Raw genomic sequence first — 22,221 nt, 5'->3', positions numbered from 1 at the left:
GGTGGACGACTAGTAAAATTTAGCTATTAACTGCAAATTTTAAAAGTGGTGAGCCTCTGCGTTTTAAGGCCGCTAAATACGTCGATTCATTGTAGGGTGTATTCGTTTTCCAACACCTAAATACAATCCTTATCCATTTAAATGCCAGTGATCTAATAATGCTGTTATGCGGCTTACCCTTGGCTTTTTGTTGCTCATAATACGCTTTAGCCCAAAACGAATAACGAATAGAAAAGCCTGCCCATTCCACAAATGTTTGCCTTAAAAAAGTAGGGCAACTATAACGCCAATGAGTCCACATTTTTTGACCACTGCGCTCAATAACAGGCGCTATACCAGCGTACTTTTGAAGCTCTGCAGCATCATTATAACGCGCACGATTACTACCAAAAGCAACAAGTAAACGTGGGGCGAGTTGTGGGCCTGCACCGGGTAAGCTATCAAATATCTTTTTATCCTGGTGGGTTTTATAAGCCGATTTTATTGCTTTATCGAGCTTTTCAATGCCCTTTAATAACACTTTAAATTGCGTGATAAGCACTCCAACGAGCATTTGATTAGGCACAATTACTCCTTCGTCCAGAGTTAATGGCATCGCATTTTTAATACTGTCTAGTCGTGCATTATTGACCGCGCAATAGTGTGAGTTATGACTCTCAAAAAAGTCGAGTAAAGTCTGTTTTCTTGCTTTTTTAACCGCAGTGAGTGACGGCCATTTCTGAATGAAGTCGCAGAATATATACGTGTCCTTTTCTTTAAACCATTCAAGTGCCTGCGGGTAATAATTTTTTAATGTCGCTGTTATTTTATTGGATAAATCGACACTGTCTTGCACTAAACTTCGGCGATATTCAACAAGCTGAGACAGCGAACGCATAGCAGCTGACTCGGGCTCAATGACAGACAGCTTGTCCATATGTAACGTGAGAATTTCAACTTGTAGAAAGGCATCTGATGGGTCATCTTTTGCGCCACTGGGCTTAAAAGCCTGGCGGTATTTAGCAACAGCACAAGGATTAACGGTGAATAAAGTAAGGTGGTCGTATTTAGCTAATGCATAAATAAGCGGCCCTTTTTTAAGCTCGCAAACAATCGCTATTTTCTGCTTTGGATAACGTTGTTTAATATCCATAGCCCATTCATGCAACGCTTCAGGTGTGTGTTTAATAACGGTGTAATGATATTTATTAGTGCCTGTTGGGTGTTCACAAATATCATGTTTTTTATCGGCCCAGTCAATGCCAATGAGTACAGCAAAATTATCAACGTTATATGCTTTCATTTTATAGCGCCTACGGTTAAAGTTAAGGACGGAATGTGCTTAAATCTCGTTTCTCGCAGGTCTTATAGATAGTCTTGGTCGGCAATCCCTGAGTATGCGTTTTGAAATCGAGGTGCTCTGTTGGCTCGAACGTCTTGTTAAAAACATTGGATGTTTGGCATTCAATATTCGTAACCAACAGAAGCATATTCCACTTAATATAATAGTCAGTTACTTTTAAATTAAGTGGCTTGGTCGAACTATAAGAATTTCAAGCGGGACAAAATACAGTTGGCTTTTTGTTCACTCCGTTCACCTATTTTAGCCAACTGAATTTTGCCCCTTAAATGGGCGTTGAGGCTGTAGAATTACTCTTTTTAGGAACGTATCCAACTATTCTTGGTTGGTTGCTTTTTAACCTTGAATCCATCTGTTCGCTGTGATCTAATAGATATTATTCACCCACGGTAAACTGTTATGGCTAACTACAAGCCTGACTTATCCTGTCAAAATAAATTCATTCCTATCAATTTCGCTGAGCAAATTCTGCCTGGCACTTTTGAGTATGCCCTTTGTTATATTGTCGAAAATAAACTCGATTTATCGGGGTTTGACGCGTGGTACAACAATGACAAAACGGGCGCGGCGGCGTATCCACCTTCGGTAATGCTAAAGATTATTTTACTGGGCTATGCACATGGTTTGATCAGTAGCCGTCGAATTGCTAAAGCGTGTGAGACGAACATTTTATTTATGAGTGTGTCGGGAGATATCCAGCCGCATTACACATCTATAGCGGGTTTTGTGTCTAAAATGCATGAACAGATTGAGCCGCTTTTTACGCAAGTGCTGATGATATGTGATGAGGAAGACTTGATAGGCCGCAACATGTTTGCCATTGATGGGTGTAAATTAAAGTCCAATGCGAGTAAAGAGTGGAGCGGCACATTCGATGAGCTAGGTCGCAAAAAAGCAAAACTAGAACGCGCAAGCAAACGTATTATTGAACGCCACCAATCACAAGATGGACTGGGCGAAGAGTTGATAACTCAGGACTTAAAACAAAAAGAAAAGCTGGATAAAAGTGCAAATAAAATCACCGAGTTTTTAGCCACTCACGAAGAGAAAACAGGCAGTAAAGGCAAGCCTGTTAAAAGTAATATCACTGACCCAGATAGTGCGAAGATGACGACCTCAAAAGGGACAATTCAAGGCTACAACGGCATCGCGATAAACGATGATAAACATCAAATCATCCTGCAAGCACAAGCGTGGGGCTCAGTGGGCGAACAATAATGATTAGGATGACACCCATCCTAATCATTAGGAAAAAAGCCAAAAAAAACAGTATGAAGAGTGCATTATTATAAATAATGAATCACGCAAAAAGCTGAGCTATGTAGACAAAATGAAAGTAAAAATAGACAGCCCAATCGAGCTACGATAGCTGTTTATTAAAGAATGGGAAACGACTCGGCTGTATTAAACCGGCTTTCCTTTAAATAAAAAGCGGAATATTACAGTGAACAAAGGCATGAATAAACTGACCTTACGGGGTCAAGCGAAAGTGAATGCGCAATGGCAACTGTATTGTCTTGTTCATAATATAGAAAAGCTGCAAAACACGATGCATTAAGAAGGGTAAGCGCTTTTACCCTAAATAAAAGCCACTCAAGCACCCTTAATCCCTTCCAAAACGCCAATTAAAACAATATCAAATTCCCACTTTATATTCTGCATAAAATACAGTAATCGATTGAACCAAAATAGGAACTCAGCTATGGTTTGTTTATCAATAAAAACAAATAAAAAACGAGTTAATCTACAGGCTCGTTATGTGTTTTTCAAACTATGAGTAAATTTAAAGTTTTATTAATCCCTGTAGCTACTTTACTAGGAGCGCTATTAGGTTATTTTCTAGCACCGCCACAACCACTTTATCCCTTTGCAGGTGAAAAGCATGAACTTGAACTCATTTACTATATTGAGCTTCATATAATCATTTATTTAGGTTTCTTTTCAGCATGCATTACATTTTCATTTTCTAAGCTCCTCAATACTTCCATAAGTTTAGCCATCGGTTCATTAATTTCAGTTGGTTTATTTATTGGCGCAATAGGTGATTTAAGGAGCGGAGCTATACCTTATTACAGTTTTCGCGAAATAGTTGTATATGTTGTTGGTTGTATTTCTTGGTATGGAATAGTTTATTTGTTCAGTAGCTTTTCCAATAAAAACAAAGTGGTATAAACACATAACAAGCCAACTAAGCAGGACCATAGCTAGGGAAAGTATGCAGAAAATTTTAGTTTTAACGTTTTTTTTAGTTTCTGGTTTTGTGAAAGCAGAATCTGATCTTTGTGAGTCAACCCAATACCCAGTTAAATGGGAATCTGAATTAGTGCATCCCGAATCTTATGAGCTTCGAGCCATTTTCTACAAAACTAATTATTCAAAGGTAATTTTACCTGTATCAAAAGCGATAGACTTTGTTAAAAATAATATGGCAAACCATAAGGCATATTTAAAAGACGCTAAAGCTTACATACTTGAAAGCTTATCTAAATTGCCAAAAAACAAACTTATAGACCACTCAAACCTCTTAATTGCAACAGATGGCTTGCAAGGACGAGAGTTGAGTAAAGCTATTCATGTTATGGCTGGATATCAAGGGCCATTCGAGGGATTACTATTAAAAAATGAGGCGTCAGTTAGTATTAATGGTAATTGGGTAAATTCATCAAGCGTTACTTACATGGTAGGCAATGATCCTGCTCCCTTGGATGACTTGAGTTTTGTTCATAAGTTAATTGTTTCTAACTCAAACCAAGTAGTGTTTGAAAAATGCTGGCTAGATAGAAAATAGCCATATAACAAAACGCGCTGAGGTGGGCGACTAGTAAAATTTGGCTATTAATTGTGGGAAGCTGAAAATAGTAAGTAAGATTTTAAAAACTTTATAACAAGGAACGTATATGAATTTATCTGAAGGCAAAACTGTAATTGAGTTTGAAATATCAGAAACAGGCCACCAAATTGTTGAAGCTAAAATTAACGGTAAATTGTTACGTTTTATTTTAGATACTGGCGCTGGAACATCTGTTTTAGACAGGGGATGCCTAAGTGAGTTAGGCATTGAAGAGACACTCAATGTTGAGAATGCAGCAGGCTTGGGCACTTCGGATCACGCTATGGGAGATATAGAAGTTGATTCAATTGAGTTTGGTAGTGCCTTGTTTGAAAGTCCTGCCTTTGTGTCACTTAATCTTGACCATGTACAAGTGGCGGGTGGTGAAAAGGGAGTACATGGCTTGTTAGGCTCTCCCTTTTTTATTCAATACCAAGCAGTTATCGATTTTTCAAAAAATAGGTTAGAGCTTTTTAATAAAAAAAATTAAATAACTAACCTAAACTTTGTTCTTTAGTCGGTTTTAGCTAACGCACCATGTTTATGGATTTTACTATGGCATGGTGCGACAGTTGTTATTGTTTACAATTTGTATTTCAAAGCTACTTTTCTAGTTCTTTTTTAATAACTCTTTTCTTATAATTTCAGCCCCAGCGCTCAAGGCATTTAGTTTACCTCTGGCTATATGGTGAGGTAGTGGAGCCATGCCGCAGTTTGTACACGGGTAGAGTTTGTCGGCATCTACAAATTGCAGTGCTTTACGTAGCGTACTTGCTACTTCCTCTGGTGTTTCGATAGTGTGGTTTGCTACATCAATTGCGCCTACCATTACTTTTTTACCGCGAATGAGTTCTAGTAAATCCATTGGTACATGCGAGTTATGGCACTCTAGTGAGATAATATCGATATTAGATTGCTGAAGCTTAGGGAATGCTTCTTCGTACTGTCGCCATTCGCTTCCTAGTGTTTTTTTCCAATCTGTATTGGCTTTAATGCCGTAGCCATAGCAAATATGCACGGCGGTTTCGCATTTAAGACCTTCAATTGCGCGCTCTAAACAGGCAATTCCCCAGTCGTTCACTTCATCAAAAAATACGTTAAACGCGGGCTCATCAAATTGGATGATATCAACGCCGGCGGCTTCTAATTCTTTTGCTTCTTGATTTAGAATTATGGCAAATTCCCACGCTAGTTTTTCGCGGCTTTTATAATGATCGTCGTAAAGCGTGTCGATCATTGTCATTGGGCCTGGCAATGCCCATTTAATAGGTTGTTTGGTTTGCTTGCGTAAAAACTTAGCGTCCTCAACAAACACAGACTTTTGACGGCTAACAGGGCCCACAACTGTAGGTACACTTGCGTCGTATCGGTCACGAATTTTTACTGTTTTGCGCTTTTCAAAATCAACGCCATTTAGGTGCTCTATAAATGTAGTTACAAAATGCTGCCTTGTTTGCTCGCCATCGCTAACAATATCAATGCTTGCTTGTTGCTGGTCGAATAATGACAAGCGTAGGGCGTCGTGTTTGCCTTGGGTTAATTCATCACCTTGTAATTTCCAAGGTGACCAAAGTGTTTCTGGCTCTGCAAGCCATAAAGGCTTAGGTAAACTGCCAGCGGTAGATGAAGGTAGTAATTTTTTCATAATAAATAATGCCGTATATTTTAGTTAATTATTAAACGTAGCGTTAAGCGCGTTATTACTGGTTGTTACTATTAGTTGTTATGACAGATAGCTAGTAGAGAATTGCTCAAGAACTGTTTGGTACGGCTTGATAAAATGCTCTTGCGCAAACTTGCCTTGCTCATTCGCTAACTTGCCGCGCTCTTCTCGGTCATACACAATTTGCGTTAGTGAGTGATCCAAGTTTTTTAAATTTGGTTTATATGATTTACCCGCTGTTGCGTTGGCATTATAAATCTCTGGTCTGTAGATTTTTTGAAACGTTTCCATCGTACTAATAGTGCTTATAAGCTCAAGGTTGCTGTAATCATTGAGTAAATCACCAAAGAAAAACAATGCTAAAGGCGCGGCGCTATTTTGTGGCATAAAGTAACGTACCTGTAAGCCCATTTTTTTGAAGTATTGCTCAGTTAAAGACGATTCATTTGGTTCGTATTCAACGCCAAGTACCGGGTGTTGGTTTTCAGTGCGGTTGTAGGTTTTGTTATCTGACACACTTAGGCATATAACCGGTGGTTTTTTAAAGTTTTGTTTGTATGTATCCGAGTTTACGAATGACTGAAATAGCTTGCCATGTAAAACCCCAAAGTCATCAGGAATACTAAATTGAGGCTTGCCTTTATTGTGCTCTTGTAGGAGTACGCTAAAGTCGTAGTCGCGCACATACGATGAAAAGTTGTTTCCTACAATGCCTTCAATGCGCTTATTAGTTTTATGGTCAACAATATTTGTTTTTAATATTTCGATTGATGGGAAGCTTTCGCCGCCATCTTCAATACCTATCTCAACAGAGACAATTTCAAGCTCAACAGCATAACGCTCACCTTTGGTGTTATCCCAGTGGGCTAGGGCATTAAAACGGTTGTTAATCATGTTTAAGGCGTTACGCAAGTTTGCTTTGCGGTATTCACCTCTGGCTAAATTAGCAAAGTTGGTTGTGATACGCGTATTAGTTGATGGATGATAATTTTCGTCGAGTGAAACGCTCTTTATATTAAATGTAAAATCTTTTTTCATCGTGTTTATATCCAATTTTATAATTTAAACCTGATTGATGCTCTGCGCTTTATTAGCCTTGCAACTTACTTAGCTGGCTTAGCTGGTTTAGGTATTCAGCAGCTTTAAGTTGTTAGTAATAGTGTTTAGCGCTAAGGGATGAGTAATTTATACGTTGATTGGTATATGAAGAAAAACGGTTTAATTTCACATAAAACATGAGTCATATTCATTAATCACTATTGTTAGATTCGATTACGTAGCAATTGACGAGAAAAAGGCATAAATCGGTAAAAATAAAAGATGGATGTTTAGCCGTTTAGACTTCCTTTGTTTTGGTGTGCACTTTATTCATGTTGAACATGAGGAATATTCAAAGGGGTTTTTTATAGCTATAACAGTACATTAGCGGTGCTATTGAGCTTAATTACTGAAGTTTATGGCTTATGATCAGCTTTATTCTATAAGTTGAATGAACTATTTTAAAAATTGAACAACAAAACTTTCTACGGAAAGTGCATGGTAATAAAAACTTATCAATTCTCAAGTTGTTATAAAGTTTAGGATTTACTTTAATACGAGATTGAAATGAAGAGTCAATATAACTATCGAATACAAGCCGTTAGAAATGAAATGGCGAAATTGGATTTGGATGCATTTGTGGTTCCTCATGAAGATGAATATCTTTTAGAAGAAGTTTCTGATTGTAATAATCGTTTAAAATGGATCAGTGGTTTCACAGGTACCGCAGGAGTTGCTGTCGTTTTAAAAGATGATGTCATTTTTTTTGTTGATGGTAGATACAGCGTTCAAGTGACTAAGCAAGTTGACGGGGAGCTATTTTCATTTGAAAGTATGGCTGTATTTGAGAGCAACAGTTGGATTGATTCGTTACTACCTCCCTCAGCAAAAATTGGAATCGACTCTTCTTTGCATTCATTTGACTGGTTTTCGAAATTTATAAGTAAAGTTGCTATAGAAGGTAGAAAATCGCTTCCGCTTAAAAATAATTTAATAGATTTATGCTGGACAAATAGACCGACTAAAATAAGCACCAACGTAAAATTAATAGATGAAAAGTACTGTGGTAAATCAAGCATTACTAAGTGCAAAGAAGTTGCAGGCGTTTTATGTAAGGCGGGTGTAGATAGGTTAATCATTACCAATCTTGAGTCAACGTGTTGGTTACTCAATTTACGAGGAAGTGATATCCCTTGTTTACCCGTTTTTTATTCAACATCAATTATTGATCAAAATGCAGAGGTTATTTGTTTTTTAGATTTAACTACACTGGATGAAAAACTTAAATCTTCTTTTAAGCATAATGTAAGTTTTAAATGTATTACGCAGTTAGATGAATACTTATTATCTATTTCAAATTGCGTAACTCAAATTGACCCAAAAGTCATTAATGCGCACATGGCGAGATTACTACAAAAGCCAGATGTAAACGTTATTCAAAGCAGCGATCCTATAGGATTACTAAAAGCACAAAAAAATCCGATTGAGATCACAGGAATGAAAGCATGTCACATTCGTGATGGTGCAGCACTTATTAACTTTTTGTCGTGGTTAGATTTGCAAGTACGCGAACAGACTTTTTACGACGAAGCCCAACTTGCAGATAAGCTTGAAACATTTAGAACTGTAGATGAGTTATACCAAGAACCTAGCTTTGATACTGTGTCAGCTGTTGGGAGTAATGGGGCTATGTGTCATTATAATCATAAAGATACGATCGCTAAACTAATGACAAATAATACTATTTATCTTGTTGATTCGGGCGCGCATTATCTTGATGGAACTACAGATGTTACACGTACAGTGGCTATAGGTAAGGCGACTAAAGAGCAAATAAAAATGGCTACTTTAGTCTTAAAAGGTCATATTTCGTTGGCGACTATCCGATTTCCTTTTGGAACAACAGGACAGCAATTAGACGCTTTTGCGCGGCAACACTTATGGCAAAAAGGGTATGATTACGAACATGGCACAGGACATGGTGTAGGGCATTACCTTAATGTACATGAAGGGCCGCAACGCATTGCAAAGGCAAATTCTAACGTTGCACTTTTACCTGGGATGGTTGTATCTATTGAGCCAGGTTACTATCGTCAGGATGAGTTTGGTATACGCCACGAAAACTTATATGTTGTAAAAGAAAGCCTTAATATCAGCGGGTCAGATATAAATATGCTGTGTTTTGAAGTGTTAACTCATGTTCCTTTTGACAGAAGGTTAATAGATAAAGCAGAACTTACAAAATGTGAAATAGAGTGGTTAAATACATACCACGAAATGGTATATCGACTTATATCTCCTCTTATAGACACACGTAGTAACGCCTGGTTATTAAAAGAGACGACAGCCTTGTGATTACATAAGCTCATAATATATAAATGCCTATTATTATAAATTTGATAATAGGCATTAAGCTACTCTTAACCTCCCTAAACATTCATAGAAACGGCTTTATCTACATTTCATAACATAGCCTCTGCCAGGCAACACAACCATCTATTCAACCTTAAAAGATAAATCGCCTGAGATCCCATTACTTTTAGCATGACAATTTAATGTATGGCGAAAAGCAGCTCATAAAATATGCCATTATTTAACTAAATAAAGAGAGTTCGGATGCTTTTTTGCTAGAAGTTCTGTTTTAGATTGTGAATACAAAATAAATTGCGTTTTATTGCATTTTTAGAATCAAAGATTTTCCGACCAATGCGTACTATTAAAAGTGTTAAAAATATTAAGCACTTATAAAAAACATAATAACTTTGTAAACCAAAAGGTCTAAAGGGGAGTGATATGACAATAAGTAATCGTTTTTGTCCTAAAAAAGTAGCGCTAGCAGTAATTATAGCAACTTCAGGAAGCACACCGTTATACGCAAATGAGTTGGATACCGAAGGCAGTAATAAAGTAGACAAAATTGAAAAAATTGTTGTTACATCCAGAGGACGTACCGAGACATTACAACAAATACCAGACTCGGTCACAGTATTCACTGGTGACGACATTAAAGCCGCTCGTATCTCTACCATAAAAGATTTTTCATCATTAACGCCAAATTTAAATGTATCAACAAATTTTAGATCAGGACTAAATTTTGTAACTGTTAGAGGGTTAATTACCCCACAGGTAGGGGAAGCGCCTATTGCTTATGTTGTAGATGGTATAACTGTGCCTAATTTAGAGTTTATTAATCAAGGCTTACACGATATCGAACGTATTGAGGTTCTTAGAGGGCCACAAGGTGCCTTGTACGGAAAAAATGCGATTGGTGGGGCGATTAATATTGTTACAAAGCAAGCAACAGATGAATTTGAAGGAAGCGTTCAAGCATCAGTTGCGCAAGGAAACGATAAAAAGCTAAACGTTGCGCTCAGTGGCCCAATTGTTCAAGACAAAGCTTACTTTAGGTTGTCTGCTAACTATCAAGATACTGATGGCCTAATTGAAAACTCTTTTTTAAATGAAAAAGTAGATTATGTTGATGATGCATTTGGCTTTCAAGGAATGCTTGAATTTTATTTAAGTGATTATACCAAGTTAACTTTTCATGGTAACTACGCTGAAAAAACGCAGGGTAGTAACTATATGGGATTTATTACCAGTGACCAGTTAGAGGACTTTTCATTACAACCAGAGGCAAATGCTGTAGGGCGTGATGAGTCAACATTATGGTCAGTTTCAGTAAAACTTGATCATGAAACAGATTATGGCGATTTAACGTTTATTGCGTCTGCTAATGATTCAGACATTATGTTTTTTTCTGATGGGGATTTTACTCCTCAGGCTCCAAGCGAAGATAACTTTTTCTTCCCTAATACACAAATTAATCCAATAGAAGAAGACTCTAGTAGCTTTGAGACCCGATTTACTTCGCCAAGTGATAACGCTCTGCGTTGGTCGATTGGTGCCTATTATGAATCAAAAGACAGAAATGTATCTTACGACCAAGTATTAGACCTTACTCCAACGCAAAGGGTTACCTATCAAGATGTAAAAGCCGATATTGCGAATGATCCTAGTTTAGTGATTACCGGTGAAAAAACCGTACAAGAAAGTAATGCTTATGCTTTGTTTGGGCAAGCAAATTACGATGTGGTAGAAGACATTGAGCTAACAGTTGCCCTGCGCTATGACTCAGAAGAGCGAGATGCATTTGATAAACGTGACCCATCAGCCTCTAAAGTAAATGAAACATTTAGTGAATTACAACCTAAAGCTTCTATTGCTTGGCAAATTAGTGATGACCATCTGCTATACAGCACTTATTCAAAAGGTTTTAGATCGGGTGGCTTTAATGAATACGCCCCAAGTGTAATACGTAAATACGATCAAGAAATATCAGACACCGTTGAGCTAGGTTTAAAAACAACTTGGCTTGATGGAAAAGTTTGGGTGAATATGTCTTTATTTCATATTGATCAACAAGATGCACAATTTACACGCTTAAACCCGACAACTTTCACTTTAGAAAACTTAAATATTGATGAAGTAGCGATAGATGGTTTTGAATTAGAGATGTCAGCCACTTTAACTGATTATTTAACGGTTAATTTTGGACTTGGTTTAATTGATAATGAAATTACTAAAAATCAAGGTGTTGATATTTTATCGGGCAGAGATTTAGCCGCAACAGAAGGCGGTACTATGCCTTATGTTTCTGACTTTAATTTAAATGGCTCTGTTGACTATTCGCAACAAGCGTTTGCTGATTATGAGTTTAAAGCACGTCTTTCGTTTAATACATTAGGACCTCGTTCGTTTGATATCTTTAATGAAGATACGGGTGAAACGGATACACATACATTTTTAAATGCCAACTTCACTTTAGAAAATGAGCAATGGTCTACCTCAATATTTGTTTCTAATTTAACCGATGAAGCATCCCCAGAAACAGTTTTTCTATTCAATCCATTAATAAGAATGCGTAATCAACCAAGACAAGTTGGTGTGCAAGTTAGGTACAACTTCTAAAAATAATATGGCTATTAATGCAAGTTAATAGCCATCGTTGATGGTGAATTTAGTCATCAATAATAATTTTTATTTATAAGTTTAGTTGAGCACAAAATACGGCTAAGCAAATCAAGTTAATTGTTACCGCATATAAGGTAACTACGTTAGTAAGGTGCAAATTATGACAGTTAGAGTCGCTACAGATGTTGGTGGTACGTTCACTGACCTTGTTTATATTGATAAAGGTAATGTTAAAGCTGTCAAAAGCGATACTACGCCACCAAATTTTGAACAAGGCGTTGTTAATTCAGCAATTAAAGCTGACATAAACTTATCCGATGTTGATTTTTTTGCTCATGGTTCTACTGTAGTAATTAATGCGATTACTGAGCGTAAAGGTGTAAAAACAGGCTTGATAACGACAAAAGGTTTTCGTGATGTGCTAGAAATTGCACGCGGGAATACACCTGATATTTTTAATAATACCTATAAAAAACCAAACCCGTTTGTTGAGCGCCATTTAAGATTAGAAATAAAAGAACGCCTTGATTATAAAGGCAATGTAATTACACCAGTTGACTTAAGTAACTTACAGTCTTTGGTCGATTATTTTAAATCTCAAGATGTACAAGCAATCGGTATTTGTTTTTTACATGCTTACTTAAATCCAGAGCATGAGATTAAAACGATAGCGGCTTTGAAATCGCTATGGCCTGAAGTTAATGTTATTGCATCTCATGAGATTTCAGCTGAGTGGCGCGAATATGAAAGAACAAGTACCACTGTTTTATCAGCTTATGTATTACCGCCAGCTCAACAGTATTTAGATAAATTAAAAAGTAAGTTACGTACTTACGGATTAAAAAACGATCCTTTTATTATGCAATCTAATGGTGGTATTGCTACTTTACAATCGGCACGAGATAACCCTATTACGTTGGTTGAGTCGGGGCCTGTGGGCGGTATTTTAGGTGCTGCAGCTTATGGTGCTGTAATAGGCGACGGTAATATAATGGCGTTAGATATTGGTGGAACAACAGCTAAATGTTCGCTAATCCATAATGGTAAAACACGTATAACAACTGAATACGTTTTAGAAAAAACCGCTAAAAAAGCAGGTTATCCAATAAAAACACCTGTAATAGATATTGTTGAAATAGGGAATGGTGGCGGAAGCATTGCGTGGATTGATGCCGCTAATAGCTTACATGTTGGCCCTCAAAGTGCGGGTTCTACACCGGGCCCTGTTGCTTACGGACGCGGTGGTACTGCGCCAACAACAACAGACGCTAACTTAATTACAGGCCGTATTAACAGCGAGAATTTTGCTGGTGGTGAAATACACCCCGATTTGAGTGCTGTAGAAGCATCTTTTCTTACCTTAGCTAATAAGCTTAATGTTGAAGCGATGGATGTTGCACATGGCGTTTTAGATATTGCCAATTCTAATATGGTAAATGCCCTTAAATTAATCTCAGTTAATCGTGGTTATGACCCACGTGACTTTTCTTTAATGGCCTTTGGTGGCGGTGGCGCTTTGCATGCTACTGCTTTAGGTCGTGAGCTGAATGCTCGTAAAGTTATTATTCCTCCATTTGCGGGTGTGTTTTCTGCATGGGGAATGCTGATGATCGATTTACGCAGAGACTACATTCAAACTCATCGATTTAGCTTAAGTGAGCAAAGTAAAGCTGAGGTTATTAGTGCGTTTGATGGCGTTATTTCAAAAGCTAATTTAGATTATAAAAATGATGGAATGTCGCAAGATAAAGTTAAACATGAGTTATATGTTGATGCGCGTTATAGCGGACAAGAACACACCGTTAAAATTCATGTGCCTGATACTGAGCTTGATGAACACGATTTTATTGAAGCGTTATCAGAGAGATTTCATCAAACACATGAGCAAGAATACACATTTAGATTAAATGATTCAAAAATTGAAGTTGTAAATATTCACTTAGTTGCTTTTGGTATTTTAGATAAAGCAGAACTTGAGAAGTTACCGAAAAGTAAAACAGCGAGTGCTGATGATGCCTTAATTGGTACTCGATGGGTTGATTTTGATAATAAAACGAGGTTAACCACTTCTATTTTTGACCGTGAAAAATTAATGCCTGGAATGAAATTCAAAGGCCCTGCAATCATAGAAGAGAGCACCACAACAACGGTTGTGTTACCAGATAACCGAGTTGAGGTAGATGACTTTGGTGGATTGCATATTTATTTACGAGATTAATTAGTCGTTTTTATAAATTAACTAAATTGGTACAAAATTATGAATAAAAAAGTTGATATATTTACAATAGAAATTATAAAAAATGCCTTGGTTGCCATTGGCGAAGAAATGTTTTTAGCGTTAAAGCGCAGTAGTAAAAGTCCAATTATATATGAGTCACTTGATTACGGTATTGGTGTAACAGATGCTAAAGGGCGTCTTATTTCTCAAGGTAATGGTATTCCTGGATTTATAGGCACTTTAGATGCGGGTGTAAAAAATATTATTGCAAAGTTTGATAACGATAATATTTACCCTGATGATGTATTTATATTAAATGATCCGTATGCAGGCGGCGGCACTCATTTATCTGATGTATGTATGATCCGTCCAATATTTTTCGAAAATGAGCTAGTTGCATGGACTGCTAATAAAGCACATTGGACAGAAATTGGTGGTAAAGATCCGGGAAGTTACAGTGCTGATGCGACAGAAATATACCAAGAAGGACTCCAGTTTCCGGGTATTAAAGTATTTGAAAAAGGGATACCTAACCAAGCTTTACTTGATTTAATAGAAGTTAATGTACGCTTGCCTGAAATGACTTTAGGTGATTTGCAAGCATGTGCAGCGTCATTAAAGGTTGGGGAGCAACGCTTTTTATCTGTTATGGGTAAGTATAGTAAATACGTTACTTTAACCGCCATTGATAAGTTACTAGAACATGGTGATTTGATGGTGCTAGAGAAGTTTAAAACGTTACCAAAAGGTACTTTTGAAGCACAAGATGTTATTGATGAAGACGGAATGGGCAATGGTCCATTTTTGGTAAAGGTAAAAGTAACCATTACCGATGAGTCATTTATCCTCGACTTTACAGGTTCATCTGATCAAGCACCAGGGCCAATAAATTGTACTATGGGAGTGTTAATCTCAGCTGCAAGGGAGGTATTCATGGGCATTGTTCAGCCTGATGCTCCTGCTACTGACGGCTGTTTTAGACGATTAGAAGTTATTTGCCCTGAAGGTACTTTATTAACAGCTAAGCGTCCTGCACCCGTGTCTTCATACTTTGAAGCTATGGTGTGTGCTTCAGATGTTATTCGCAAAGCGTTGGCTGATGTACTTCCGGGTGTTGTTACTGCGGGGCAATTTGGCTCTGTATGCACTATGAATTTATCAGGGAAAATGCCAGACACTGGCGAACCTTATTTATTGGTTGAACCGTTAGTTGGCGGCTGGGGTGCGGCTGTTGGTAAAGATGGTGAGTCAGGTCAATTTTGTGTTGGTAATGGCGAAACAAGCAATATACCCATCGAAATAACAGAAGCTCGTTATGGTGTATTGGTAGAGCAATATACATTTAATAGTGAGACTGCGGGAGCAGGTGAGTTTAGAGGGGGGAATGGTGTTGTACTCGATTATCGAATTTTATCTGATGGGACTGACATTTCTAGCTTTTTTGGTCGAGGTATAACGGCTCCTTGGGGAATTGACGAAGGTAAAGAGGGCTCATGTAACTATGTTCAAGTTTTTGATAGTGAAGGAAATGAAAAAGCACGCTTTAGCAGAACAAGCCGGTATCCTTTAAATAAAGGCGATTTAATTAGGTTAGTGACAGGCAATGGTGGTGGCTGGGGAAATCCTGTAAAACGCCCTAAAGAGAAAGTCCTTGCTGATATTAAAAACGGTTACATTACACACGAACAAGCCCAAGTTCTTTATCAACACGGCGTAAAATAGCTCGTATTTTAAATTTAATTAGCCATGCAGGAAGGGTTATAGATAAACGCATTCTTTATAAGTGTTGTTTCTATCTATGGCGCATCTCCTGCAGATGCTATTACCTATATTTTATGAACGTGTTTACTGTTAATTGTTGTAAGTTGCTAAATAATTGGCAACTAAATAGGGTATTATCAATTTGGATTAATGTATTTAATTTCAATGTTTTATTTACTGAGAGTCAATAAATAGCTCAATGTATCTCCATCTCTTAATAAAGATATTACACATAAAAAATAACATAAATCATTACATAATTTAGCAAATAAATGGCTTATATCTAAGTCAAAAATAGTATCTCAACAACTAGGTATAAACAGTAGATCCTAGTTGTAGAGATATTTATTGTTAAATAGACCCATACTTAAACGGATTGGCATAATTGAAATGACTGATGCCACCGGAGAGATAAAAATGAATAATAAAAACTCATCAGAGAAACATTCAGATTTACGCTTGGGATTAAGTGGATTAGCAACAGCGCCCATAGGCTACCTTGTTTTGCTCTTTTTACCTGTCTACCTAGAAGTTGTAGGTATTAATTTATCTTTGACAGAGCAGCAAATTGGCTGGCTAGCCTCTACTGATTCTGTGGGATTGGCACTTGCGACGTTTATTTTTTCTATATTTATTAAAAAAGTAAACTTTAGACAGGTTTTAGTCATAGGCGTAATTATTACAGTATTAGGGAACTTGCTGTCTGCTTTAGTTAATGATTTCATATTATTGTGTATAGTCCGCAGCTTAACGGGTCTAGGTGAGGGGATGATAGTTGCGGTTGGTATAAGTGCTATCGGTATGACTAAAAATCCTAATCGTTGGTTTGGGTTTTATACTGCTGCCATTGTTATGGTGCAGGCAATTGGTTTGGTACTTGTTCCTATAGTATATGAGCAGTTTTCATTACTTGGTGTTTTTATCGCCATGGCATTCTTTTACGCACTGCCATTGGGAGTTGTTAAGCTGTTACCAAGTAAAAGTGATGACTATAAGTTGTCTATAGACGCTGAGGATCTTGTACTAAAACAGCCAAGTAAATTACTTAATTTAGGATTGCTAAGTTTATTGTTTTTTTACATCAGTATTGGTGGTGTGTGGACTTATATGTCGCTAATGGGTACCAGTGGTGGTTTAACTTTATCATTTGTTTCTCAGGCTTTAGCAACCGCAATGATAGCGGGTTTATTCGGTGCGCTGTTTTTTGCCTACATAGGGCACCATGGTAAAAATATAGGGCTGTTATTCATTTCGTTATTACTTATGGCTTTACCTTTATGGGGTTTAGGGGATGGTTTAACAGGAACTCGATACCTGATTGCGTTATGTGTATTTAGTTTTTTCTGGAGTATTGCTGGCGCACGTTTATTTGCTGTTATTTCTGATGTTGATCGCTCAGGAAAGTATATAAGTTCAGCTCAAACCGTCGTGGGTTTTGGTTATATTATTGGGCCTATTTGTGCCTCTACCCTTGTAAAGGGTAACGGCTATACTGAAGTGATAACGATGGGAACAATTTTACTAGGTTTATGTTTTGTTTCAATATTGCCGTTAGCTCGATTTAAAGTAAATACAGTAATTTAATATCGTTTTATAGAATCGATAGAAATTTGGTTATTTAGGTACTCTTGCTTTTCTGCTTTTTGATAAATTTTCTCAAGTATCTCTCTACCTTGCGTTATTTGTCCAAAAGCAGCAAAACCTAAACCATCGTCATAGCGTTTACCGCCATAATTAAGTTCTGGCTGATCGTTAATACAAATAAAGAAACTACCATCGGCGGTTCCTGGTTCAAACCTTGCCATTGATATAGTGCCATCTAGGTGCTTTATACCTGTTTCTCTTGTTGATTCATGCACAATACCGGCAAGTAATTTAGGATGTTCAGGAGGGAGACCTGCTTGAATTACATTTATTTTTGCATTTGCATCTTCAGCTTGGCCTGCATTTTCATCTGTTACGATTCTAAAAATACTACTGCCGTCGAATAAGTTATTATCAACATACTTAAGGAAGTTTTTAACAGTAATTGGGGCTTTATCTAAAAATAACTCAAGTGTGATATTACCCAGCGAAGTCTCTATTAAAACATGGGGAGTTTTATTCATAATTCCTACTAACATTAATTTTTTAGAAAGATTAATGTTTTATTATGATGTATGTCTGCCGAATATAATTTAGTATTTAAAGCTAAAACCCCATAATCTTTTTATTTTAGGGTAGATAAACTACTTACACGGGAACTAACATGGTTAGAAAAAGCATTAAATTAGACAGACTAAATCGTCGTATTTTAACCGAACTACAAAATAACGCGCGTATTAGTAATAATGAATTATCTACAATTATAGGGTTATCGCCAAGTGCTTGTTTACAAAGAGTGAAAGCATTAGAGGATAGTGGATATATTATTGGCTATGCAATGGTCGCTAATGTCGATAAGTTATGTGTAAACGTAAAAGCATATGCCCACTTTACATTAAAAAGTAATACTTACGAGCATTGTGGTGTTTTTGAAAAAGGCATTAAAAAATATAGTGAAGTGGTTGATTGTATGAAGGTTAATGGCAGTATAGATTATATAGCCTTTATGATGGCATCAAGTATTGAAGACTTTAATAGTGTGTGTAATGAAATTATGAAAGACACTTTAGGGGTAGAAAAAATAACAAGTCACTTTGTGTTAGAAACGGCAAAATGGTTTGGAGGCTATCCACTTGAATCATTAGAGTGGAAAGTGCAAGACGAATAACAAACTAACTTAGATAGGCTCTAAGTGGATTATTAAATCTGCTTGTGCAAATCTAGCGCAGAAAGGATAAACCGACTTTCTATTATATTTATAAAAGCATAGCTGCTTATCTATTAATAAAAGCGCTATAAATCATATTAATAGCAATGCCAGTGCGTTAACTAAGTTATACTCGTTTTTCATCACCTCACCTATTGAGTATTCGTGGATATCAAAGGCACTTGTATTGCATCAACTATTGATGAGCATGGCCCTGTTTATGTATATCAAACAAAAAAAAATCTTATTCTCAGCTTTGACGGAAAAATTTATCAAAGCTGTATTAAATTAAATAATATTAACGGGTTAAGCTTAGCTTATACGCAAGCTATGATGGCTGCGCTTTTTTTTATTCCGCACTTAAAAACCGCGATGATAATGGGACTTGGGGCGGGCTCTATAGCAAAAAGTCTTTATCATGCGTTTCCCGCACTGACTATACATACCGTTGAATACCGAAAAGCCGTTGCTGATATGGCTATAAAATATTTCGAAGTTCCTGTGTCAGAACGTTTGTTTATTCATATTGATGATGCGGCAAACTACATGAAAAACACGCAGATAAAAACGGACGTTATTTTTTCTGATTTATATAGCTCAGAAGGGATGGAATCAGATCAGGTGCAATCATCTTACTTACGCGATTGTAAAAATGCGCTCACTTTTGATGGTGTTTTAGTACTTAATATTTGCCATACCAAAGTTGGGCAGAGGGAAGCGTTTGATCAACTACTTGAGAAAGAATTTGCAGGAAAGATTCTTAGTTTTATTATTGAAGGCGGTAATAAAATTGTGTTCGCTTTTAACAATAAAATGCCTGCACTTAGTGAAGATGAATTACTTGCTAAAGCTCACGCGTTACAAAAATTAATAAACGTACCAATGACGCGCTATGCCGGGCTTTTATTTAATTAAAATGGTTAGTTTGATTTACTGGTAAATGACGCGTTTGAATCCATCCATCTATCTGTTGTTCATTTAAACTTGGTTAAACTAATCATACTCTGAATAAAAATAATAAAGTACGTACCCGTACGGAAACACTCATACATGGATTACTGTAAAAATATAATCGCTAAATTTATAAGCGCGATGCAAAAGCGACCTGGATTGTTGGCTGTGTTGGCATTTTTGTCGGGCGTTGCTAGCTTTGCACTTGTAGATAGAAAAGAGTCTTTTTCGCAAGTTATTGCGATATTTTTGCTTATTAGTTGGTTGTGGCTAATTATTGATAATTGGTTACGTGACAAAGTAGAAGAAAAGTTTGGTGTGGCTGTATCTCCTAATGTAATGCGTTTTGCTCTGCAAATGGTGCAACAAGAAAGTCTATTTTTTGCTTTGCCGTTTTTTTTAGCGGTTACACAGTGGGATCATCCTCAAGCATTTTTTACCTCCCTCATTGTGTTATGTGCGGTTATATCGGTTATAGACCCCTTTTATTACAAAAAACTTGCTAGAAACCGTACGTTATTTAGTGTGTTTCATAACTTTGCTTTATTCGTTGTTTTACTCGTTACATTACCTATTTTGTTAAACCTTACAACAAGCCAAAGTTTAGCCGCAGCCCTTGTAACGGCTGTAGTGGTTACTCTACCGAGTTTAAACAATTTAATGCCTAATGCACGCTGGTGGCGTTTTCCTATTCTTGTATTGATTTTATGTGCTTTGAGCACTGCTGTGTGGCAATTAAGGAGCTATGTGCCTCCTGCTGCGCTGCGATTAACCGATATTACGTTAGCTCATGAAGTTGATTTACAGCATAAAAAGCCAGTAGGGAGTATTAAACAGTTAGACTCTTATACACTGCACCATCAAGGTTTATATAGTTGGACTGCTGTTAAAGCACCAAGAGGCTTAAACGAAAAAATATTTCATGTGTGGCTTCATAATAAAAAAGAAGTTGATCGGATCACGTTAAATATAAACGGCGGGAGAGAGCTAGGGTACAGAGCATGGACCCACAAAGTAAACTTTCCTAAAGACTCTGTTGGTAAGTGGCAAGTAAAAGTAGTCACCGAATCAGGTCAGTTAATAGGTTTAACGAAATTTACTGTTACACCTTAATTAACTTAGTCGGCTGTATTTTAAACACATAGCTGATATAGTTTTTGCATTCCAAACTAATGGACATAGTTTATGAGTATTGCTTTTGAGATTTTTATTTGGCTAATTGTTGAAACTGGTTTGAGTTTTTTATTTTACTCGACCGGTTGGCTGCTATTAAAAGTGGTAACGTTGGGGCAGTATAAAAGCGAGTTTAAGGATTTTGCATCTTATAAAGCGAGTAAAGCTAGAAGAGTCGACCTAACCTTCTTACTCGGTTTTTGTTTTTATGTTTCACTCATTGCCGTTATGGCTTATTTAAATCACTAAACTGGCCAACAAATTAGGTTAATAATTTTAAGAATAATAAGCAGCTTAATGAGTTATTGCTGCTTATAGTTTTCCCCTTTACCGCACTTTTTTACACTTCCTACTTATACTTTTCCTGTTTTTGCAATAGGGAACACCTCACCGTGAGTACTATAACTATCATCTGAACTATTAAATTAAGTACCTGCTAGAGCATTGCTCGGTGCGTATATAGCTTTGGTTTGTTGGTTGAAATCCGAGCTAATTGCAACTTGTAGTTTATGGGTAATACTTAGTAAATACTTCAAATCTAATAAATAAAACAATAAATGTGCATCCATTTATTGCGCTAATACGTTTTATAACAATGCTATGCGCCACTTTTTACCATTTATGATGGTTTTGGACTTAATAAATGACTCACTATTTAAAATATGTATTTGTTATTACGACTCTAGCGGGAGTAAATACAGCTTACGCACAAGCAAAAACACAAGAGCACTATCAAGAGCTTGAAGTGGGCGTAGGCGGAAATATTAAGCATACCAATACTGACGTAAATTATAAAAATAAAGAGTTTGATTTACATATTCACCCATTATGGGAAAGCCGATATGTAACCGAAGGTCGAGATAACCTTGCTGGTAATGGTATTGCATCAATTGCTACTGAGTTTAATTATAAAAACTTTGCGGTGATCCCTTGGGCGGCAAAAGGTATTAGTAGTGATTATTCAGAGCTTAATTTAAATGCTATTTATACCGCTCACTTATCTGAGCGGATAGAGATGTATGTAGGTTATAACTATATTAAAGCTCGTGAAGAAGGCATTGATGCTCACGATAATGAGCTAAGCCTCGACTTTGCGTATCTCTATGCAGACGATATTCAGTTATTAAGTAGTGTTTATCATTCATTTGATGCCAGCGGTACATTTTTGGAGCTGGCAGTAAAAAAAGATTTTTATATTAACGATTTACTATTATTGGATATTCAATCGGGCGTGGGGTTTAATGCGGGGTATGTTAATGATGGGCACAACGGAATTAACAACGTAAAGTTTACTGCAAACTTGTCGTATCAGCTTTTTAATCAGTTAGCCTTATACACATATACAAGCTATAGCATTGCCGTTAATAAAGATGAAAAACGCTTTGCAGGTGACGAGACACTTCGAAATATATTTTGGGGTGGTGTAGGGCTAAGTTATCAATACTAATCGTAACGGTTTAAATTAATTAGGTGCAGTAAATTT

General features: G+C 36.8%; 16 protein-coding genes and 2 pseudogenes. 14 read left to right on the top strand and 4 right to left on the bottom strand.

Annotation, left to right across the window (positions count from 1 at the left end; translation table 11 throughout):
- Positions 1-19: 19 nt before the first annotated feature.
- Positions 20-1,282: an IS110 family transposase gene (locus I6E70_RS11850; RefSeq protein WP_197188785.1), complete on the bottom strand. Its 1,263-nt coding sequence runs from the start codon at positions 1,280-1,282 to the stop codon at positions 20-22.
- 456 nt (positions 1,283-1,738) lie between these two features.
- Between I6E70_RS11850 and I6E70_RS11845 the strand changes: the two are divergent.
- The 5 genes and pseudogenes from I6E70_RS11845 to I6E70_RS11825 all read left to right on the top strand — a co-directional run.
- Positions 1,739-2,554: pseudogene (locus I6E70_RS11845) on the top strand (transposase); the annotation flags it as partial.
- A gap of 70 nt (positions 2,555-2,624) precedes the next feature.
- Positions 2,625-2,897: pseudogene (locus I6E70_RS20925) on the top strand (transposase); the annotation flags it as partial.
- A gap of 215 nt (positions 2,898-3,112) precedes the next feature.
- Positions 3,113-3,511, top strand: coding sequence for a hypothetical protein (locus I6E70_RS11835; protein ID WP_197188783.1), 399 nt, complete (start codon positions 3,113-3,115; stop codon positions 3,509-3,511).
- A gap of 43 nt (positions 3,512-3,554) precedes the next feature.
- Positions 3,555-4,127, top strand: a complete 573-nt coding sequence (locus I6E70_RS11830) for a hypothetical protein (protein ID WP_197188782.1) — start codon at positions 3,555-3,557, stop codon at positions 4,125-4,127.
- A 109-nt stretch (positions 4,128-4,236) separates the two neighbouring features.
- Positions 4,237-4,659 carry a retropepsin-like aspartic protease gene (locus tag I6E70_RS11825; protein WP_010552826.1) on the top strand — a complete coding sequence of 141 codons (423 nt, stop codon included), beginning with the start codon at positions 4,237-4,239 and terminating at the stop codon, positions 4,657-4,659.
- 120 nt (positions 4,660-4,779) lie between these two features.
- Here the strand turns inward: I6E70_RS11825 and I6E70_RS11820 are convergent, their stop codons facing one another.
- Together I6E70_RS11820 and I6E70_RS11815 are read right to left on the bottom strand one after the other, a co-directional pair.
- Positions 4,780-5,814 (bottom strand): methionine synthase, encoded by a 1,035-nt coding sequence (locus I6E70_RS11820; RefSeq protein WP_197188781.1) that lies wholly within the window; start codon positions 5,812-5,814, stop codon positions 4,780-4,782.
- Between the two features lie 78 nt (positions 5,815-5,892).
- Positions 5,893-6,870 (bottom strand): DUF1852 domain-containing protein, encoded by a 978-nt coding sequence (locus I6E70_RS11815; protein ID WP_165735120.1) that lies wholly within the window; start codon positions 6,868-6,870, stop codon positions 5,893-5,895.
- 567 nt (positions 6,871-7,437) lie between these two features.
- On the opposite strand from I6E70_RS11815, the gene I6E70_RS11810 reads away from it, so the two are divergent.
- From I6E70_RS11810 to I6E70_RS11790, 5 genes are all read left to right on the top strand, one after another.
- Complete coding sequence (locus I6E70_RS11810; RefSeq protein ID WP_197188780.1) at positions 7,438-9,225, top strand: aminopeptidase P family protein; 1,788 nt, start codon at positions 7,438-7,440, stop codon at positions 9,223-9,225.
- A gap of 438 nt (positions 9,226-9,663) precedes the next feature.
- Positions 9,664-11,841, top strand: a complete 2,178-nt coding sequence (locus tag I6E70_RS11805) for a TonB-dependent receptor (protein WP_197188779.1) — start codon at positions 9,664-9,666, stop codon at positions 11,839-11,841.
- Between the two features lie 163 nt (positions 11,842-12,004).
- Entirely contained in the window at positions 12,005-14,062 is a 2,058-nt protein-coding gene (locus I6E70_RS11800; RefSeq protein WP_165726001.1) for a hydantoinase/oxoprolinase family protein, read from the top strand.
- A 39-nt stretch (positions 14,063-14,101) separates the two neighbouring features.
- Positions 14,102-15,784: a hydantoinase B/oxoprolinase family protein gene (locus tag I6E70_RS11795; protein WP_197188778.1), complete on the top strand. Its 1,683-nt coding sequence runs from the start codon at positions 14,102-14,104 to the stop codon at positions 15,782-15,784.
- A 456-nt stretch (positions 15,785-16,240) separates the two neighbouring features.
- Positions 16,241-17,407, top strand: coding sequence for an MFS transporter (locus I6E70_RS11790; protein WP_197188777.1), 1,167 nt, complete (start codon positions 16,241-16,243; stop codon positions 17,405-17,407).
- Here the strand turns inward: I6E70_RS11790 and I6E70_RS11785 are convergent.
- Positions 17,404-17,931 (bottom strand): peptidylprolyl isomerase, encoded by a 528-nt coding sequence (locus tag I6E70_RS11785; RefSeq protein ID WP_169060974.1) that lies wholly within the window; start codon positions 17,929-17,931, stop codon positions 17,404-17,406. The two genes, I6E70_RS11790 and I6E70_RS11785, sit on opposite strands and share 4 nt — an antisense overlap.
- A gap of 140 nt (positions 17,932-18,071) precedes the next feature.
- Between I6E70_RS11785 and I6E70_RS11780 the strand changes: the two genes are divergently transcribed.
- From I6E70_RS11780 to I6E70_RS11765, 4 genes are all read left to right on the top strand, one after another.
- The gene (locus I6E70_RS11780; protein ID WP_165726008.1) at positions 18,072-18,575 is read left to right on the top strand and encodes an Lrp/AsnC family transcriptional regulator; all 504 of its coding nucleotides are present in this window, start codon (positions 18,072-18,074) and stop codon (positions 18,573-18,575) included.
- 204 nt (positions 18,576-18,779) lie between these two features.
- Positions 18,780-19,529: a spermidine synthase gene (locus I6E70_RS11775; protein ID WP_101163867.1), complete on the top strand. Its 750-nt coding sequence runs from the start codon at positions 18,780-18,782 to the stop codon at positions 19,527-19,529.
- A 135-nt stretch (positions 19,530-19,664) separates the two neighbouring features.
- On the top strand, positions 19,665-20,678 hold the full coding sequence (locus tag I6E70_RS11770; protein ID WP_197112782.1) for a DUF5924 family protein: 1,014 nt from the start codon (positions 19,665-19,667) through the stop codon (positions 20,676-20,678).
- Between the two features lie 703 nt (positions 20,679-21,381).
- Positions 21,382-22,185, top strand: a complete 804-nt coding sequence (locus I6E70_RS11765) for a hypothetical protein (protein WP_197188776.1) — start codon at positions 21,382-21,384, stop codon at positions 22,183-22,185.
- The last annotated feature ends 36 nt before the right edge of the window (positions 22,186-22,221 follow it).

The organism is Pseudoalteromonas sp. NGC95, assembly GCF_015864705.1.
In the GTDB taxonomy this organism is placed as follows: Bacteria; Pseudomonadota; Gammaproteobacteria; order Enterobacterales; family Alteromonadaceae; genus Pseudoalteromonas; species Pseudoalteromonas arctica.
The sequence above is the reverse complement of the archived record's forward strand: the minus strand, read 5'-3'. Positions and strand labels throughout refer to the sequence as shown.

Bases quoted from the DNA above. Each gene is read 5' to 3' on its own strand.
- I6E70_RS11850 (WP_197188785.1), bottom strand. From the start codon at position 1,282: ATGAAAGCATATAACGTTGATAATTTTGCTGTACTCATTGGCATTGAC.
- I6E70_RS11835 (WP_197188783.1), top strand. From the start codon at position 3,113: ATGAGTAAATTTAAAGTTTTATTAATCCCTGTAGCTACTTTACTAGGA.
- I6E70_RS11830 (WP_197188782.1), top strand. From the start codon at position 3,555: ATGCAGAAAATTTTAGTTTTAACGTTTTTTTTAGTTTCTGGTTTTGTG.
- I6E70_RS11825 (WP_010552826.1), top strand. From the start codon at position 4,237: ATGAATTTATCTGAAGGCAAAACTGTAATTGAGTTTGAAATATCAGAA.
- I6E70_RS11820 (WP_197188781.1), bottom strand. From the start codon at position 5,814: ATGAAAAAATTACTACCTTCATCTACCGCTGGCAGTTTACCTAAGCCT.
- I6E70_RS11815 (WP_165735120.1), bottom strand. From the start codon at position 6,870: ATGAAAAAAGATTTTACATTTAATATAAAGAGCGTTTCACTCGACGAA.
- I6E70_RS11810 (WP_197188780.1), top strand. From the start codon at position 7,438: ATGAAGAGTCAATATAACTATCGAATACAAGCCGTTAGAAATGAAATG.
- I6E70_RS11805 (WP_197188779.1), top strand. From the start codon at position 9,664: ATGACAATAAGTAATCGTTTTTGTCCTAAAAAAGTAGCGCTAGCAGTA.
- I6E70_RS11800 (WP_165726001.1), top strand. From the start codon at position 12,005: ATGACAGTTAGAGTCGCTACAGATGTTGGTGGTACGTTCACTGACCTT.
- I6E70_RS11795 (WP_197188778.1), top strand. From the start codon at position 14,102: ATGAATAAAAAAGTTGATATATTTACAATAGAAATTATAAAAAATGCC.
- I6E70_RS11790 (WP_197188777.1), top strand. From the start codon at position 16,241: ATGAATAATAAAAACTCATCAGAGAAACATTCAGATTTACGCTTGGGA.
- I6E70_RS11785 (WP_169060974.1), bottom strand. From the start codon at position 17,931: ATGAATAAAACTCCCCATGTTTTAATAGAGACTTCGCTGGGTAATATC.
- I6E70_RS11780 (WP_165726008.1), top strand. From the start codon at position 18,072: ATGGTTAGAAAAAGCATTAAATTAGACAGACTAAATCGTCGTATTTTA.
- I6E70_RS11770 (WP_197112782.1), top strand. From the start codon at position 19,665: ATGGATTACTGTAAAAATATAATCGCTAAATTTATAAGCGCGATGCAA.
- I6E70_RS11765 (WP_197188776.1), top strand. From the start codon at position 21,382: ATGACTCACTATTTAAAATATGTATTTGTTATTACGACTCTAGCGGGA.